The following is a 14,926-nucleotide window of genomic DNA, read 5'->3' as shown; positions in this document are numbered from 1 at the left end:
TAGCCAGGCGACTGTAAGTGATCGCCGATACGCAACGTCAGTAGGCGCAGACAAGCCAACTTGCCAAACGCTGACGGTGATGCTTATCCTGCCCATGAATCCACAGCACGCCGTGAGGCGCCCAGGAGGAAGCTTGTCGACATTCCATCCCATCGGGGAGCAATTCCCCAAGGCTGGCAAGCCGCTGGTCATTCACACTCAGTTTCCGCGCAAAGATTCCGTTCATCCGGGCAATCGCTTGAGCCGGGCCTACCTAGATCACCAGGACCGATTCCATATCCGTCCAGCCCATGATGGCGCCTGGCCGCTGGAGTCCAGTCATGATGTGATCCGCTGGCGTTATCTACACCCTAGCTGATGACAAGGATCATAGATGGTCGCTTGGGGACTTCGGCCAGCTGGCGACCCATCGTCTAAGTATCTAGGCTGACCTGAGTGAGGCGAACTTAGGAAGTTCAGCCTCATCATGTCAACCATCATGATGGAGCGTCGCAATGAGCAAATGGCCAGATAACGAAAGGAAGCCGTGGTCAGCAGCGGATAAAGCGCAGTTGAAGCAACTTGCCAAGGAAAACACGCCCACCCGCATCATCGGCCTGAAGCTTGGCAGGACTGAGAATGCGGTTTATAGCAAGGCTCAGGAACTCGGTATCAGCCTCAAGCCCACCAACCAATCTCCGTACGGATAGTCACACCTCCACGGTCACATCGGTCAGCGCAGGCGCTTCGCCCTTCACCTCCCCCGCCTGCACGAAGGCTTTGAGCCCCACGGCCACACCCTGCCCCCTGGCGCGGAGGGTTCCGCCGCCGGGGAGCTGCAGGGTGCTGGTGCCGTCGCTGTTTTGGCTGGTCACCTCGCCTACCAGCAGGGGGTCGTGGGGGATGAGGTCGAGGAACTGGCGGTAGAGGTTGCGGGCCATCAGGCGATCTCCTCGAGGTGGCGTTCGAGCTCGACGCTCTGGTCGATGGTCAGGGCGTCGCCCTGCAGCTGGGCGTTGAGGCTGACGGCGCGCACCAGGCCGCGCCAGTCGTCGCCGTCGGGATCCACGCGCACCAGCTGGCCGGTGGCGAGCAGGCCGGCGATGTCGGCAGACAAGGGCAGGGCCAGGGATTCGCGGGTCTGGGCGCCGCTGGCGGAGAGCACCGCGATGCCAAGCCCGCGCGCCGGGGCCTGCCGGGTGACCAGCGGGTCGACGACCATCTCCCCGAGGCGATCGGCGGCGGTACCGGTGCGCTTGACGAGGGCGAGCACGCCGGTGGTTTCGCCGGTGACGTACACGCCGTTGAGCGCCTCAGTGCTGCGCAGCTCGGAGCCGAGCCGGGTGAGCACGTCGAGCGGCAGGGTGACGTCGGGCGTCGCCCCACCCCAGGCCCAGTGCGGGGCGGCGTAGCGCGGGGCGATGATCAGCCGCGGCTGGCTGGGGTGGGCCTGCACCACGGCGCCGGCCGCGGAGGCGATGGCGGTGATTGCCTCGATGGGCGTGCGGTTGGTGTAGTGCCAGGCCTCTGCCTCGACGAGCCAGTCGTCGATCTGCCAGTCCAGCGTCCAGCCCAGGGGCAGCTCCTGCTCGGCGAGCTGCCGGGCGGTGCGGGTCTGGGTCTCGGCGTAGCTGCGCGGGGCGGCATGGGGCGCGGCCAGGTAGGCGGCCAGGCTGCGCGCGCTGAGGGTGATGGTCGGCACGTCGCCGAACTGACGCTGCCGGCTCCAGGAGTCGAGCACGCCGCGCCAGGTGTGGCCGTTGAGGGTGGCCTCGATCTCCACCGGCTGGGCGGCATCGCGGATCGCGGCGACGCTCTCGGCGCCGTGCACGGTGGCGCGCAGCTCCCAGGCCCAGGAGTCGGCATCGATGGCGGCGGAGATGGCGCTGGCGGCCAGCGCCTGGCCGGTGGCCACCAGGGTGAGGCTTGCGCTGTTGCTCACGAGATAGGTCCTCTGGATGGGGGCGACGACGGGCGCATCGGGATCGGTCGGCCACTCGACGTCGCAGGGGTCGATGCCGAAGGCGAGATCCCATATGCCGGGCGGCGGCGCGCAGAACTGCAGGTCCAGCGAGGGCACGAAGGGATCGGGCCCCGGCCCGGGCGGATCCACCGGGTGCGGGCTGGTCCCGGGCGGCGGCCACTGGGCGTTCTGATAGCGGCCCCGGTGGCCGAGGGTGCTCCACTCCCCCGCCTGCCAGCCGCTGCCCCAGTGCTCGGCGAGGATCCGGGTGGCCTGCTGGTAGGGCAGCCCCCAGCCGGTACGCAGGGGCGGCAGGTAAGGCCCGGGCACGCCGGTGACATCCCACACCGGGCGGCCCTGCTGCCAGGTCGTCCCAGCGCGGCGGTGACGTTCGGGCAGGAAGCGGTTGCCGGTCGTGGCGCCACGCACCAGGGCAGCGGCCTGCTGGTAGCGGATGCCGGCACGGGCGTCCCGGCGCGGCTGCTGTCGGGCGGGCTCCTGGTGCTGGCGAGCCAGCGGCGCGGCCTGCTGGTACCGGCTGGCGGCCTGGTGGCGCAGGCGATCAGTCTGCCCATAGCCCGCGGCGGTCGCGGCGGTCTGCTGCCGGGCCTGCTGGAAGCGCGAGCCGGCCAGCGCCGAGGGATCCCGGTAGACGTTGATGTCGCGCTCGGCCTTCACCCGCACCACGGGCGCCGGCAGGGTCATCGCGGCCCGGGCACGGACCACCAGGCGCGCGCCGGCGGTGGCCTGGGGCGCGGCCAGGGTGGCCGTGACGCGCGGCCGCACCACCAGCCGTGCCTGGGCGCTGGCCGCCGGGGCCGGCAGGGTCGCGGCGAGGGTGGCCCCGCGCCGGGGGATCTCGACACGCAGGGCGGCCGCGGGCGCCGGCAGGGTAACGCCGATGCGGGCGGTGAGGGTCTCGCCCCCTGCCCCGCCATCCTCGGTACCGAACTGCAGGTTGACCGTGCCGACCGGCTCGCCATACCCGGGCGCGCCGAACTGGAGGTTGATCTGGGCCATGCCGGCTCCTGGCTGGGGCGCTATGGCGCGCGATCGGGCCCGCTATCAGGCCTCGACGATCACGCCTTCGGTGATGTCGACGATCACCCCGGCATACAGCTGCGACTGGGTGATGGTGATGGCCGCGGTGGGGTTGCCCTGCTCGTCCTCCATGCCCACGGTGAGGTCGGCCACGGCGGTGCCGGCCACGTCGCGCAGCCGCGCCCAGGTGGCCACGCCCTCGGCAGTGGCCATCACCTCCTCGAAGGCCGCCAGGGTCATCACCCCGTTCTCGATGCTGGCCTCCAGCGGGTAAGGGCAGTCCACCACCGCCAGCTCGAGCTGGCCGGAGAGCGCCACATCGGCGCCCGCCGGCATCGGGTCGGCGTAGAAGGTCAGGGTGGCCCGGTTGCTGGCATCCGCCCCGGCGTTGGCGGCATCGGCGATGGCCAGCAGCCGGGCGTTTTTCACGGCAAGAGCGAGATTCATGCGGGCACCTCCGGCTGAGCGTTGTCGGCGATCACGGCGTTGTAGGTGCCGCTGTAGTCATGGGCCACCACGGTGAAGCGCTTGCCCGGGTCCAGGTCGTCGAACTGGTAGTAGCCGGCGGCATTGCTCCAGATCTCGCGCACGATGCGCCCCGTGCGGCGCTCGAAGCAGCGCACCCGGCGCGATACCGGCTGGCCGTTCTGGTCGGTGATGTTGCCCCTAAGCCGCCCCTGGCGATCGGGCCGTGAGACCACGCCCGCTGGCGAGAGATGGCTGCCGCCACTGCCGTCGCGCTGGTCGAACCACGCTGGAGGGGCTAGCAGCGCCGAGACGCCCTGCACCTGGCTACGTCCACTGCGCGGAATGGCGGTGGGGTTGGGCACCGCTTGAGGGTGCGGATTGTAGCCGTCCGCCTGCTGGTCGGTGGGCAGCACGCGCATCGCCAGGTAGGGGAAGCTCTTTACCGGCACTTCCTCGAGCAGGGCCTGGATCTCCACGCCCGGGTCTATGCTGCCTTCCTCGTCCACGTGGCTGAACTCCTGTTCCACGTAGGTGCCGATGGCGATATAGCCGGCCTCATTGGGGTGGATGCCGTCTGTCTCGCAATAGGCGGCGTCTATGTAGCCGGTCCCGCTGTCGATTACCGGCTGGTTGATGTCGATCGCCTGGTAGACGTTGCTCAGGGTCGGGCGGTAGTTGTTCCACCAGTCGAGGTATTGCTGGGCGTTGGCGGGGTTGCCGGGGTGATTGGCGTTGGGGTAGAGGGCGTTCAGCAGCACGCCCCGGGCGCCGCTGTTCTTGATGGCGGTCAGGCTGGCCTGGATGTTGTCGGTTCGGTTGGCCTGGTCGATGGCCGCCCCATAGTCGTTGTTCGAGGCCTGCAGGAAGATATAGCGGGCGTTGTGGTTCGTCGCCTCGCCGATCCGCGCCAATAGCTCCCCCGAATCCTGGCTGCCGATCCCCTTGTTGACGACGAAGCCGTTACGCAGCCCGGCATAGTACATATTGCCCTGCCAGCTGTTTTTCACATTGTCGATGCCAGGGTAGAAGCTGGGGCTCGGGTCGAAGTGGTTATGCCCGGCGGCGATGCTGTCGCCGATCGATACAAAGTTGGGGTAGCAGAAGCTGAGATAATCCAGCGCCGCCTCCATGTCACCGCTTCCCGATCCCTGGTTAAACTTCACTCTTCTTATGTCTGTCACAGAAGAAAAGTGCGCGCCGCTTCCCTTAAGCTCCAGCCCGGCCTGAGTCACCTTGTAGAAGGAAATCGCCGAGCGGTTAACATCAATATGGATCACGTATTCGACGCCAACGCTGGTGTCGATGCCGGTCTCCAGAACAAATCGCTCGTTACCGCCGTTCATGGACACGCTGACCGTGCCAACCTCGGGGGTCGTGTTTGGCCAGTTGTAATTAAGGATGAAATGGATCTTGGCAACTTGGCTTGAATTCTCCATCTGAAGGTAGGCGTACCGGCCCGACGCTTGGTCTTGCCGGATCTTGAAGTAGATCAGGAAGTCCTTCCCGGGTGAAATTGTCGGAATGGTCAGAAGCCGGCTGCTGGGATAGCTGGCGGACCCTGCCGGATAGACGATCTCGCTGCCCACCACGGTGGCATCACCCGTCGGTTCAGACCAGGCATCCAGAGAAACGCATTCATCATTGGCGATGAAATTCTCGTCCAGCACGAAGGGGATCGTGGAGTATAGATCATTGCGCAGTGCCATTACCTTGTCTGCATTAAGTGCTGCCGGGTAGGCATAAAAACCGTCCATCCTGCCGCTGTAATGACGGCTGTCAGAAATATAATCAACATTCCCACCCAGCTTTAGGGTGTTAGTCGATGTTGATGTGGTGGCGGAACAGGGGCCGCTTGCCGCCTCCACGCCATCGATAAATATCTTGTGGTATTGGCCGTTTTTTCGCACCGCGGCCACATGCACCCAGCGATCCACGTAGCCCGCGAAATCAGCATCTACGGGGTCGTAGTCACCCGACACACTCTTGAAATGACCGAAGGTCAGCGTGTTGCCGTTGTTGGTCAACCAGAAAAGAAGGCCATAGCTGTTGTTGGTGCTTTCTGCCTCGGCGCACATCGCCGCATTATTGTTTCCCGCAGCGGGGCGCATCCAGAAGGCGATGGTGTAGTCGCCGCCGTTGGTGCGGTAGCCGGTGTCCACATGGTTGCCACTAAACTCCAGGGCCTGGCCGTCGATGCCCTCGGCCTGGGTTGCCCCATAGATGGTGGCGTTGTACCCCCCGGTCTCGTCATACAGGGTACTTCCCGCCACGTTGTCCATGGTGTAGTGGACGTCGAATCCCGGCGGTACCGCACTTTGTTCCGGCGGCGCCACGGCGTCGTTGATCTCCACGTCCACCACATCGCACGCCATCGGCTCGCTGCCATCATGGTTGTTGCCCACCAGCAGCGGGGTGTCGGGCAGGATCACGGTTTCGCTAATCGATCCCACCTCGGCACCGTCCAGGTACAGGGTGGCCACGTCCTGGTCGTAAGCGAGGAATACCCGGTGATATTCGCCGTGCTGCCAGCTGCCCAGCAGGCTGCTGGTGCCGTTGATCCAGGCGCGGATTTCTCCGGTGGCGGTCTGCTCGATACGCACCCCGTTGGTGCCGTCATGCTGGGCGATCAGGCAGCCCTGGCCCGGGTGGGGGCGCACCCAGACGATCAAGCTGAAGGTAGTTTGAACGGTCAGCTGCAGGCCGAGCGTGATCTGGCCGGTGGTGCCGTCCAGGCGCGCCTCCTTACCCCCCTTGATCAGCTGGCTGGGGGCCCAGGTGACGCCGGCGGCGGTGCCGTGGGCGGTGCCCTCGCTGTCCTTGGCGTTGCCGTCGAGCTTGTAGCGGGCAATCAGGCTCATGCGCCCACCTCCGGCGCCCATTCATCCAGCCGCCAGGCCATCAGGCGTTCGGTGCCGGCGTTGCTGCGCGAGTCCATGGCCAGCCAGAACAGCACCGGCACGCCCTCCAGGTCGGGCAGGTTGTCCACCACCGCGCCGTGGTAGACGCTCGAGGTCTGTAGCGGCTGAAGCAGGCCCGGCATGAAGCCGCGCAGGCTGGCCTGCTCCACGACCATCACCTTGCCGGTGGCCACGTAGAAGCCATTGGTCGCGGGGTTCGGGTAGGCCAGCTTGTCGCCGCCGAGGTAGTCGCCGATGGCGTAAATCTCCCACGGCTGCTCACCGGGCAGCTGCTGGTATCCCCTGGCGATGCCGCGAAAATCGCTCGAGCCGATGGTGGTGAATCCGGTGTAGGGAGAATCGTTGGCATCCCATTCGCCGGCCCCGCCCTTGTCGCAGCCGTTGACCAGGCAATGGGCGGCGTCGCCGGGGCGCACGGTCTCGATGTCGCCCCATACGAAGGCGGCGCGCTTGCCCGGTGTGGCGTAGCGCGGGATCCAGTAGAGCAGATGGCCATCGGCCACCAGCAGCCACTCCGGCGTGGCGTAGCGGTGGCTGGCCGCCCACCAGTAGCTGGCCACGGCATCGAAGGTGGCGAAGTCGGTGAAGCTCTCGCAGATCCGCACGTTGGCGAAGTTGCCGTTCACGCCGCTGTCGCCGCTATAGCCGGTGTTCTCGACCAGCAGCACGTGGTCGGTGGCGTCCGGCGCGCTGCGACGCAGCGCGATCTTGTGGTTGGTGGCGTCTTCGGCCTCGATCGTCCAGCCGCCCACCGGGGCGGCCTTGGCCTCGAGGGTCGTCCCGGTGGCCGGGCTGGTGGCCGGGGCATACGGGGGCACGAAGGCGAAGGTGCTGTCGGTGGTGGCGGTGACGCGGTGCTCGCCGTTGTAGGCGGCCTGGTCGGCGCCGGTGATCGCGATCACCTGCCATTTCTTGAAGCCGTGGCCGGTACCGACGTCGACGGTGACCTCGCCGGTACCGCCGTCATAGGTCATGGTGCCGATCGGCGTGACATTGAAGCCGGTCACCAGGCAGGCCTTGAGCAGGCCGATGAAGTCGCCGGCGGCGGTATCGCCGAGCACGGGCGCGCCGCCCATGTCGTGAGTGAAGTGCTTGACGGGGAATGTCATCGAATCGCTCTCCGGGAGGATGATCAGGCGTCGACGTTGCCGCGCACCTGCAGGCGGAACTGGAAGTCACTGGCCTGGGCCTCGCCCTGCAGCACGGTGCGAGCGAGCCACAGCGGGGCGTTGGCGCCGATGGTGTTGAAGCGCAGTACGTTGCCGGCGGACCAGCCGCTGCCCCAGCCGCCGGCGGCGATGCGAAAATAGGGCACGCCGGTGTTGGGGTTGTTGGGCGCCGTCTCGGCGTTGATCGAGAAGGTGCCGATCTGGCCCACGCTCTCGCCGACGATGTTGCCGCCGCTGGTGGAGGTGAAGCGCAGCGCCCAGCGCTCGGTGATCGCCCCGCGATTGGTCACCGTTAGCGGGTAGGTGGTGGCGTTGTACTCGGCACTGGTCTCGTCGCCGATCAGCGAATCCGACCAGGTGTTGGTCCAGGTGGCCTGGTCGAACAGGTTGGCCCAGCGCGCCTGCAGGTCGCCGGCGATCAGCGCGGAGCTGACCAGGGTCTCCTCCGCCGGGTAGTCGTGGCTGAGCTGGCCGATCAGCGTCAGGGTGCCGCCGATCTGCACGTCGCCGATCAGCACCATGTCCTCGACGCGATGCACCGCATAGAGCGGCTCGCTGTAGTCGCCGGGCACGAAGGAGGCATCGAGGGTGACGGTGCCGGCGTCCAGGTCGGCGGCGTATTCCGCATCGCCCAGGCGGGTGCCGTTGGCGTCCTCCACGTGCAGCAGCGCCAGGCGGGTACGGCCGACGTCCAGCGTGTCGCCGGGCTGGGTGCCCAACGGCCAGGCCGTCTTGGCGGTGTGGTGGACGACTGCCACGTTGGCCGGGCGGTAGATCGGCACGCGGCCATCCGGCGGCAGGCGCACCGGGTCGAGGCCCAGCAGCTCGGCATCCAGCGGCAGGCTGGTCAGCACCACGGTGTTGAAGCGCGCCGTGCTGGGCAGCACCGCGCGGGGCCGCCAGATCATGCCGTTCTCGACGTCGGCCGGGTCGTACCAGGGCTCGTTCTTCTCCTCCGGGGTCAGGGTGCTGTCGTCCACCAGCTCGCCGAAGCGCGCTCTGGCCACGCCGGTGCTGTAGTCGACCTCGCCCTCGAGGTCGTCGCCGGTGATCTGCCCGCTGAACTGCGCCTGGCCGCTGAGCAGCTCGCCGTCCGCGGTGGTGGCCAGCAGGGTCAGCTCGCCGACCTGGATGGGCGAGCCCGGGGTGCGGAAGAAAACGTCATAGACGGTCCAGTTGCCGTACACCGTGACCAGGCTGTCGATGCTCACCTGGTTGGTACCGCCCTCCCCCCAGTCCTCGAGCACCACGCTGGCCGCGGCGTAGTCGATGGTGCCGCTGTAGAAGCCGGCGCCGGTCTGCGGGTCGACGTCGCGGTAGAGCTGGCCGTCGCGGTCCTCGAAGGTGCTGCCCCGAAAGGTGAAGCGCAGCGTGCCGGGCACGATGAGATCCTGCAGCAGCGGCAGCAGATCGAGGGCCAGGGGGCTGGGGCTCCTGGAGACGCTGTCGGTGGTGCTGGCCAGCACCTGGGGCTGCCAGCGGGCGATGATCGCCGAGCCGTCGGCGTAGTCGTCGGTGACGCTGGTCTCGCCCCAGTCCGAGCCGTTCTCGCCGCGGGACCAGCGCTGCACGTCGTGGACCTTCTCGACCTCGAGCGTCACGAGGCCGGTGTCGTAGTCCACGGTGCCGGCGAAGCCCTTGAGGCCGCCGGCGCCATCGTCGTAGGCCCGGTAGCGGATGGTGGTCTCGTCCTCGCGGCGCTCCTCGAAGGTCTCGCTGCCGGCCCCGCCGGCCGCCTGGCCGATGGTCCAGTTACCCGTGGTGTATTCGATCGTGTAGCCGCTGGCCTCCACGTCGCGGCGGGTGACGGTCCACTCGAGGCCCACGCTGCCGGGCTTGAGCGGTGCGTTGGGCAGCTGCAGCTGCACGAAGCCGCTGCCGTCCTTGCTGGGGTTGAAGGTCGCCGTGTCGCTCGCGCCGTATTCGTAGTCCACCACCACGTTGCTGTTGGCGTCCGGCCACTGGCCATCATTGAACTCGAGCCACACCTCGCCCACGCGGTCGCCGTTGGCGGCATCCTGGAAGCCGTAGACCATGCGCCCGGTGGCGGCGCCGGAGAGGTTGCCCAGGCCGTCGTCGGTCGCCGTGACCTCGACGCCCCCGGAGAGCCAGGTGGCGGTGACGCTGCCCGGCACCACGCCGCCCTGGTTGAGCGTGAAGCGCAGCGACGGCGTGGCGAACGGCACCTGGTAGCCGGCCCGGTCGACGTAGTGCACCGGCGTGCCCCAGTAGACGAGGATCGAGGAGTCGACGTCGGGCAGCGCCTGCAGGGTCATCGAGACCGAGCCGGTGGCGAAGTTGACCTGCCCGGTGCCGGCGCCGCTGAGCTCGCCGGTGCCGTTCTCGTCGCGCAGGGTGTACCACTTGCCCAGCGCCAGGTACTCCACCACCACGGTGCCCGGGGCCGGCAGCGGCTGCAGGCTGCGCGTGTAGCTGTAGCCGCGGTTGTTGACGGCCACGGCGATCTGCAGCGTCTCGGCCACCTGGGGGATCTCGTGGGTGATGCCGCCGCTCTCGACCTCAACGGCCACGTTGCCGCCGATCTGCACGTCGGTGACCGGGCTCTCGGTCTGGGTGCTGGGCACGATGGGCTGATAGACGCTCGCCACCTGCACCTGGTTGCTGCCGAGGCTGGCGGCCACGGCCAGGCGGCTGACGCCGTAATACTGGCTGGCATCCGCCACCTGGGTCTGGCGCAGCAGGGTGGCCGGCTGGGCGCGGGAGTCGCGGCGCGGCTCGTGCCCGGAGAAACGCTCGGTCAGCGCGGTGCTGATGTCGATGGTCAGCACCTGGCGGGTGAAGTCGCCGCTGCCGTCGGTGAACACCTGGTCCTGGGTCTCCACGCCGGTGATGCGCACGTACTGCTCGTTGCCCGCGCCCTCGCCGGATTCGGTGGAGAGCAGCAGCACGTCGCCGATGTCCGGCGGGGTCTCGCCGACCCGCTGGTAGGCGAGCAGCGAGCGCTGCCCCTCGAGCTGGTCGCCATACAGGCGCATGCGCGTCAGCGGCCCGGCCACCACGTAGCCCTCGATGCGGTTGCGGGCGTTGGCTCGCTCGTCGGTGGGGCTGCCGGTGGAGAACATCAGCACCGAGACGTTGGGGTCGTCCGGCGCCTGGTCGACGATCATGTGCGCGCCGAAGTAGTAGTCGGTGTCGTCGGTCTCCACGGCGGCGAAGGCCTTGCGCAGGTTGGTGCGGCCGTAGACGCGATCCAGGTCCGAGACGTCGTTGAAGATCTCGTTGCTGAGGCCGTCGACGATCTCGTTGCCGGTGATGCGCCCGCCGCCGTCGGCGTTGTCGGTCATGCGTTCCGACTTGAGCAGCTTGATGTCGCCTTGCAGGATCGGCATGGGGCTAGATCTCCTGGAGCCGCAGGGTGATGAGATAGGGATGGGTGCCGTCGGGATCGGCGAGGCGATAGACCGGCGTGGCCTCCAGCGGCTGGGCGTTGCCGGCCCGGCGCCAGGTCACCGTGAACGCACGGCCGTGGATGTCGAGCGTCAGCGGCGCGACCTCCTCGAGCAGCGTCTGCAGGGCCTGCACCTGGGCGCGGGGGAACCAGCTCGCGCCTTGGCTGGCCAGGGTGATCGGCCGGCCGCTCTGGCGGGTGCTGTGCTGGATGATCAGCGCGCCGCTCAGGGTGCGCTGCTCGGCGGCGGCCACCGGGCTCCAGTCGAACTCGTCCGGCCAGGCGAGATCCTCCGGCAGCGTGATGGCGCCGCCGGCATGGGTCAGGGTGATCATGGGCGTTCCTAGTAGGCTCGGCGGGCGTCGCGGCCCAGGGCATCGATTAGCAGCTGCTCGCTGCGCTCGTTATCGGCGGTGAGGTTGGCGGTACCGTTGGGCGTGACCAGCTCGATGCGCGTGGCCCGGGTGGGCTGGGCGGCCAGTGCCGCCTGTCGGGTGGCAGTCACCTGCTGGGCCGTCTGGTCGCGCTCGAAGGCCTCCCGCTCGCGCTGGTTCACCTCATCGCGCTGGCGACGACTGGCGGCCTCGCGTTCACGCTGGAGGGCGGCCCGCTTCTCGGCCTCGCTCTCCTCGCGGATCTGACGCATGCGCAGCTCGTGATTGCGCTCGGCGGCCTGCAGGGCCTGCTGAGCCAGCCTCTGCGCTTCGGCATCGCCCAGCGCCTGCGCGCGGTTCAGCTGCTCCTGCAACTCCTGCTGTCGCTCGAGGTACTGCAGCTCCTGCACGCGTCCGCGGTCGCCCTCCAGGCTGGCCCTCTCCTGCTCGGCGGCGGCCAAGGTGTCGGCCAGCGAGTCGCGCAGCGACTCCACCTCGCCGCGGATGCGGCGGATCTCGCCCTCGAGGCCCGACAGGGTCGCGTCATCCAGTAGGTCGAAGCGCTGCTTGAGGTCCTCCATGGTCATGGAGAGATCGACGCCGGTGCGCTCGCCTTTCTGCAGCTCGTCGAACAGCTCGGTGGCGGCGATCTTCTGGGCCAGGAAGGCCCGCTCGACCTCCCGGGCATCGCGCTTCACGCTGATCGCCCAGGCGGTGATGCCCGTGGCGTTCATGCTGGTGAGCGCCTCGCGGTTGAGGCGCTTGATCTCCTCGTTCACCTCGGCCAGGCGATCGCGCAGGCCCTCGATACCGGCCTGCGTCGTCTCGGCACCGCGCAGCGCGCGGAAGGCATTGCCGGCCCGGACGCTGAGCGCATCCATGGCCTCGAGCGCCGCCTTGAAGCCGTCGGCCATCCAGGCGGCGACGCCCCGGGCGGAGCTGACGACCTTCTTGTTGGACTGTTCGGTATCGCCCGCCGCCTGCTTCGCGGCATCTCCTAGCTGGTCTACCGAGTCGGCAGCATCGTCGACCTCGTCGCGGATGCCGTAAGACATGGCGCGAAACGCCGAGAGAATCGACCCAGCCCCCTCGACGCCATCGTTGACCATCTGCTGAAGCGTCGCGCGGAACGCTTCGCGCTCCTCCTGGCTGTTCAGGTCGTCCCAGACGGTGCCGAACGCCTCGCGCAGGGTCTTGGCCGAGACCTCCCCGGATCGGGCCAGCGTCTCGAAGGCCGCGATCGCCTCGCGATTGTTGTCGCTGATGCCGGTCTTGAGCTCGTCGACCGTCGTGCCGAGCGTCTCGGCAGCCTGCTCCATGGCACGCTTCTGGCGACGGGCACTCGCCTCGGCGGCCTCGGCGGCTTCTTCGTGGGCGTTGGCCTGCTCGCCGATTAGCTTGGCGGTATTGAGGGCCACTTGATCGAGCGCAGCGCTGGCCCGTCGCTGCCGTTCGGCGCTCTCCTCGGCCGCATCGGCGCTGTTGTCGTAGGCGCTGATGGCATTCTTGCCGGCCTCGAGCGCCTGGCGGCCGTACTCGACGGTCTGTGCCTCGAGGTCGCGCACCGCCTGCTGGGCGGCCTCCGAGTGGGCCCGCATCCTGGCCAGGGTCTCGTCGCTGACGATGCCCAGCTTGTTGAGCAGGCCCGCGGTGCTCTCCATCAGGTTGCGCACATGCGAATAGGCCTGGGCCGCCCCCGCCAGGACGCCAGCGATCACCGTCTGGATGCCGCGGAACACCGCCGTGAAGGTGTTGCCGAGGAACTGTGCCGTATCGATTAGCCCCTGGAGCGCCGCGCCTACCTTGTCGCGATTGGTGATGACGTACTGCATCCAGTCGCTGGTCTGGCGCAGCAGGTTGCCGAACACAGTGGCCAGGTCATCGACGAGGCCGGGGTTGTCCTCGAGCAGGCCATCAAACTGATCGGCCACTTCGGTGACGGCGGGGGCCATCTCGCCCAGCAGGCGGTTGCGTAGGCCCTGGAAACGCCCCTGGAGGCGCTCCACGGCCCGGTTGGTTTCTCGCAGGCGTTCCAGATCGGCGTCGCTCTGGATGGCCCCGACGTTGCGCGCCTCGGCGGCGAGCTCGCGCAGCCGAGCAGCATTGTCTGCCAGCAAGGGCCCCAGCAGGCTGGCATCGTTCGACAGGCTCTCGAGGATGTTGACCTGGCTGGCCTTGGGCAGGCTCTGCATGGCAGACGCCAGCCGCAGCAGCATCTCGTCAGGCGAGAGCTGGATCAACTCATCGAGGCTAAGGCCCAGGGCGTCGATGGCATCCTTCGCCTCACCGCCCCCGTTCTCATAGGCATCGCCGATCTTGTCGGCGACGTCCTTGAGCAGGTCGGCGGCATTGGCCGAGCCGTCGGCGGTACGATCCAGGGCATACTGGATCTCCTGCAGCCGCTGGGCGTTCGTGTCGAGTGATTCGCTGGTGTTATCCAGCTGATCGGCCATCTGCGCCTGAGCCGCGGTGTAGCGGGCGATCAGGCCGACGCTGAGCGCCGCCCCGCCGGCCGCCGCCGCGGCGCCCCAGGCGGCGAAGCGCTTGATGCCGCCGGCAAGGCTGCGAGCCAGCTTGCGCACGCTGCCCTCGGTGCCGTCGACCTGCTGGCGGTACTCGCGCAGGCGACCCTTGAGCTTGTCGACCGAGCCCTCGAGCTCGCGGGACTCCTGGTCGAGACGCTGCTGCTCGTCGGCCAGGTTGTCGACGTCGACACCGGCCTGCCTGGCATCCTCGCTCAGCTCGTCGAGCGCCTTGCCCTGGCGCTGGAAACTGGTGCTGGCCTTGTCGGCGGCCTGCTGGGCGCGGTCGAGCTCCTTGCCCTGCTTGGCGAAGGCGCGCTCGCTCTGCTTGAGGTCGCGGTTGAGGTCGCGGCTCTCGTCGCGGTAGTCCTCCCAGCTCTGCTTGGCCTGATCCACCACGGTGCGCTGCTCGGCGAGCTGGTCGCGCACGCCGCTGAGGGCCTCGGCCTGGCGCTCATAGCCGCGCCGTGCCTCCTCGGCGGCCCCGCGGGCCTGGTCGAGCTGGCGGGACTGGTCGGCGGTGGCCTTGCCGCTGGCCTCGATGGCGGCCTCGAGATCCTTCACCCGCTGGGCGGCATCGCGCCAGGCCTGGCGGGCCCCCAAGGTCTCGGCCTGCACGCCCTTGTACTGAGTCTGAAGCGCCTGCAGTGCACGGCGCTGCTGCTGGTAGGCCTCGCTGGCCTGCTCGGCACTGGCGGCGGCCTGCTCGGCGGCGCGGCGCTGGGCCTCCACGCCCTGGGCGCTATCGTCGTAGGCGCTGCGCAGGCGGTTGGCCTCGCCCACCGCCTCGTTCATGGCCTGCTCGGCCTCGGCGACCTTGCCGCGGGTCTGCTCGAGGGAGTCGATCAGCTTGCGCTGCTGGGCCAGCGAGGACATCGCCTCGTTGAGCTTCTCGACGTCAGCCGAGGCCTCGGTGGTATCGGCCCCCACCTCGTCGAGCTCACTGAGCAGCTTGCCGATGTCCTGCAGGCCATCCACGGCGGCCTGGATGCGCAGCTGGATGTCGTTCTGGTTCTGGGCCATGGGTCACCGTGCAGGCAAAGAAAAGCCCCGCTCGATGGCGGGGCTGGTGTGGTCTAGAGA

Annotated in this window: 9 protein-coding genes; 1 reads left to right on the top strand and 8 read right to left on the bottom strand. The window is 68.2% G+C overall.

Features of this window, described 5'->3' with window-relative positions:
- The first annotated feature begins 494 nt into the window (after positions 1-494).
- Positions 495-689, top strand: a complete 195-nt coding sequence (locus tag FIU83_RS06480; protein WP_152483294.1) for a hypothetical protein — start codon at positions 495-497, stop codon at positions 687-689.
- Here FIU83_RS06480 and FIU83_RS06475 read toward each other — a convergent pair whose 3' ends face one another.
- Genes FIU83_RS06475 through FIU83_RS06440 form a run of 8 tightly spaced genes read right to left on the bottom strand, consistent with a single transcriptional unit; the run spans position 690 to position 14,866 of the window.
- Positions 690-920: a hypothetical protein gene (locus FIU83_RS06475; RefSeq protein WP_152483293.1), complete on the bottom strand. Its 231-nt coding sequence runs from the start codon at positions 918-920 to the stop codon at positions 690-692.
- Positions 920-2,962, bottom strand: coding sequence for a hypothetical protein (locus tag FIU83_RS06470; RefSeq protein ID WP_152483292.1), 2,043 nt, complete (start codon positions 2,960-2,962; stop codon positions 920-922). The genes FIU83_RS06475 and FIU83_RS06470 overlap by 1 nt, the downstream gene beginning before the upstream one ends.
- Before the next feature lie 45 nt (positions 2,963-3,007).
- Positions 3,008-3,430 (bottom strand): hypothetical protein, encoded by a 423-nt coding sequence (locus FIU83_RS06465; protein ID WP_152483291.1) that lies wholly within the window; start codon positions 3,428-3,430, stop codon positions 3,008-3,010.
- The gene (locus FIU83_RS06460) at positions 3,427-6,309 is read right to left on the bottom strand and encodes a LamG-like jellyroll fold domain-containing protein (protein ID WP_172976040.1); all 2,883 of its coding nucleotides are present in this window, start codon (positions 6,307-6,309) and stop codon (positions 3,427-3,429) included. The genes FIU83_RS06465 and FIU83_RS06460 overlap by 4 nt, the downstream gene beginning before the upstream one ends.
- Positions 6,306-7,478: a hypothetical protein gene (locus FIU83_RS06455; RefSeq protein ID WP_152483289.1), complete on the bottom strand. Its 1,173-nt coding sequence runs from the start codon at positions 7,476-7,478 to the stop codon at positions 6,306-6,308. Before FIU83_RS06455 ends, FIU83_RS06460 begins: the two co-directional genes overlap by 4 nt.
- Before the next feature lie 23 nt (positions 7,479-7,501).
- A complete protein-coding gene (locus FIU83_RS06450; protein ID WP_152483288.1) occupies positions 7,502-10,888 on the bottom strand; it encodes a hypothetical protein in 3,387 nt (1,128 codons plus the stop codon).
- 4 nt (positions 10,889-10,892) lie between these two features.
- On the bottom strand, positions 10,893-11,282 hold the full coding sequence (locus FIU83_RS06445; RefSeq protein WP_152483287.1) for a hypothetical protein: 390 nt from the start codon (positions 11,280-11,282) through the stop codon (positions 10,893-10,895).
- An 8-nt stretch (positions 11,283-11,290) separates the two neighbouring features.
- Positions 11,291-14,866, bottom strand: a complete 3,576-nt coding sequence (locus FIU83_RS06440; RefSeq protein WP_152483286.1) for a hypothetical protein — start codon at positions 14,864-14,866, stop codon at positions 11,291-11,293.
- Between the last annotated feature and the right edge of the window lie 60 nt (positions 14,867-14,926).

It is taken from the genome of Halomonas sp. THAF5a, assembly GCF_009363755.1.
Classification (GTDB): domain Bacteria; phylum Pseudomonadota; class Gammaproteobacteria; order Pseudomonadales; family Halomonadaceae; genus Halomonas.
The sequence above is the reverse complement of the archived record's forward strand: the minus strand, read 5'-3'. Positions and strand labels throughout refer to the sequence as shown.

Bases quoted from the DNA above. Each gene is read 5' to 3' on its own strand.
- FIU83_RS06480 (WP_152483294.1), top strand. From the start codon at position 495: ATGAGCAAATGGCCAGATAACGAAAGGAAGCCGTGGTCAGCAGCGGAT.
- FIU83_RS06475 (WP_152483293.1), bottom strand. From the start codon at position 920: ATGGCCCGCAACCTCTACCGCCAGTTCCTCGACCTCATCCCCCACGAC.
- FIU83_RS06470 (WP_152483292.1), bottom strand. From the start codon at position 2,962: ATGGCCCAGATCAACCTCCAGTTCGGCGCGCCCGGGTATGGCGAGCCG.
- FIU83_RS06465 (WP_152483291.1), bottom strand. From the start codon at position 3,430: ATGAATCTCGCTCTTGCCGTGAAAAACGCCCGGCTGCTGGCCATCGCC.
- FIU83_RS06460 (WP_172976040.1), bottom strand. From the start codon at position 6,309: ATGAGCCTGATTGCCCGCTACAAGCTCGACGGCAACGCCAAGGACAGC.
- FIU83_RS06455 (WP_152483289.1), bottom strand. From the start codon at position 7,478: ATGACATTCCCCGTCAAGCACTTCACTCACGACATGGGCGGCGCGCCC.
- FIU83_RS06450 (WP_152483288.1), bottom strand. From the start codon at position 10,888: ATGCCGATCCTGCAAGGCGACATCAAGCTGCTCAAGTCGGAACGCATG.
- FIU83_RS06445 (WP_152483287.1), bottom strand. From the start codon at position 11,282: ATGATCACCCTGACCCATGCCGGCGGCGCCATCACGCTGCCGGAGGAT.
- FIU83_RS06440 (WP_152483286.1), bottom strand. From the start codon at position 14,866: ATGGCCCAGAACCAGAACGACATCCAGCTGCGCATCCAGGCCGCCGTG.